This is a genomic window from Streptomyces sp. NPDC059534 (assembly GCF_042743475.1).
Classification (GTDB): Bacteria; Actinomycetota; Actinomycetes; order Streptomycetales; family Streptomycetaceae; genus Streptomyces.
The window spans coordinates 1-1915 of sequence record NZ_JBHWAQ010000130.1 but is presented as its reverse complement, the minus strand read 5'-3'; the positions used below and the strand labels follow the sequence as shown (position 1 = coordinate 1915).

3 protein-coding genes are annotated in these 1915 nt (G+C 69.8%); 1 reads left to right on the top strand and 2 read right to left on the bottom strand.

The features are described 5' to 3' along the window. Positions 1-171 precede the first annotated feature (171 nt). Entirely contained in the window at positions 172-822 is a 651-nt protein-coding gene (locus tag ACFVZH_RS40285; RefSeq protein WP_384905611.1) for a hypothetical protein, read from the top strand. A 157-nt stretch (positions 823-979) separates the two neighbouring features. On the opposite strand, the gene ACFVZH_RS40280 is transcribed toward ACFVZH_RS40285, so the two are convergent. Both ACFVZH_RS40280 and ACFVZH_RS40275 read right to left on the bottom strand, forming a co-directional pair. Next, on the bottom strand, positions 980-1333 hold the full coding sequence (locus ACFVZH_RS40280; protein WP_384905609.1) for an STAS domain-containing protein: 354 nt from the start codon (positions 1331-1333) through the stop codon (positions 980-982). A gap of 70 nt (positions 1334-1403) precedes the next feature. Further along, positions 1404-1637 (bottom strand): hypothetical protein, encoded by a 234-nt coding sequence (locus ACFVZH_RS40275; protein WP_384905607.1) that lies wholly within the window; start codon positions 1635-1637, stop codon positions 1404-1406. Positions 1638-1915 lie beyond the last annotated feature (278 nt).

Here is a 1915-nt window from a genome sequence, read left to right as displayed (position 1 = left end):
ACCGGCCAAGAACACATTCCGGGACATACCGCCAAGCGGCGGAGCACGGTTGCGGCACTGCTGACGACACATACGCCACGGCCGTCCAGTCCACATCCCGACTTCACCCCTCTCACCAGAGGGGCCAGGGGTGAGGTGGCCGGAGCGTGTCGCCGGGGTCAGACTGGAGGGATGAGCGGGCACCTGTCCTCGGCCGCCACGCCCAGCGCTGTGCCGGTGCTGTTGTCGCCGATGCTTGCGGTGATCGGTCCGCCGCCCGGGCGGGACACGGAGGCCGAGTACGCGTACGAGACGCTCTGGAATGGCGCCCGCGTCCTGGCCCATCTGCCCAGTGACGGCAGCGTGCGACTGGTGTCGGCCACGGGCATGGACGTCACCGCCCAGTACCCCGAACTCCAGGAACTGCCCGGCATGCTGCCCGCGCCGGAAGCGGTCCTCGACGGGGAAATCATCGCCCCGGGCGACGACGGCCGGCCGTCGGTAGAACGGCTGCAGCAGAGGATGAGCCTGCACCACCCCGGCGCCGTCACGCACGCGCTGAAAGACTTGCCCGTCCGGCTGATGGTCTTCGACATCCTGTACCTGGGCCAGCCGGTGGTTCAGCTGCCCTACACCGCGCGGCGGGACCTCCTCGACGACCTCGCTCTGACCGGCCCCCACCTGGCCGTACCCGCTGCCTGGCCCGCGCCGGCCGCCCAGGCGCTCGAGCAGACCCGCGCCGAGGGCTACGACGGGATGGTTGCCAAACGGCTTTCCAGTCCCTATCTGCCGGGCCGCCGTACCCGCGACTGGATCAAGATCAAGCACCTGACCCCGCACTGACTTGGCGGGCCGGCGGTCCTCGGCCGTCGGCCGACCGAGGGCGACACCGACGACAGAAGGCATTGCGGACGGCCGGTGCTGTTCGTCGCCGTGAACACCATCCCGGCGCCGGTCGCCGAAATGTTTGAACAGCCGTAAAAACGCCGCTTTGCAGCGCTCACCCGCTGCCCACGGCAGGGAACCCGCGAGCGGACAAGGCGTTACGGGGCGGTAGCTCTATGGGCAGGGTGTGGGGGATACAGCGCAGCAGCCGCGTGAGCTGGTACGGGATGTTCCGGATGGCCAGGGCGGTGCCGTGCGCGCGGGCGGTCTTCTGTGCGGTGATCAGTGCGCTGAGGCCAGCGCAGTCGCAGAAGTCGAGCCGGTCCAGGTCGATGGTGACCTGCTCGTGGCGGTGGATGGTGTCGCAGAGTGCCTGGCGGACGCGGGGTGCGGTGGCGATGTCGAGTTCGCCGGCCACATACGCGACGGCCTGGCAGCCGTCACGGAACACGAGGACATGAGCACTCATCCCGAGCCTCCCTACCGGAAAGGGCCGGCTGTCCCGCGCGCCGGGGGCGGCGCCCGGCGCGCGCGGTGTGTCAGCCGAAGAGGTCACGGACGCGCAGCGTGCGGATCGTGCGCCGACGCTGCGGGCCGCTCAGGCTGTCGGGGGCCGTGAGGGGAATGGGCGGTTGCCACTGGGCGCGATAAGCAATCCAGAAGTCGTTCCACGCCGCAGTTTCGGTGGGGCCGTGCCCGGTGACGCGGGTGCCGGGACAGGTGACGGTGTAGCCGTCAGGGGTCAGCTCGACGAAAACGCCGGTGTGCGGCATCGCCACCACCTCCATGCAGGCTTGTGCGGCGTGATACTGCCCTTCAGTGTGCCGACCCTAACCACCGCATACCAGCCCAAACCGGCATCGGCTGTCCGGGCGGGCACCTGACCGCGTGAGCGAGCGTTGAGGCGGGATGTGAACAAGGCAAGACCGCGGCGGCATCGCCGCCCGCTATCGATGCGAGGGTCCGTGCGCGTGCAGCAGCCGTTCCGGCTGGATGATCTCTCCCACGTCCGGCTGGCCGCCCGGCGGGCCGGAAACCCGTTCTTCGACCG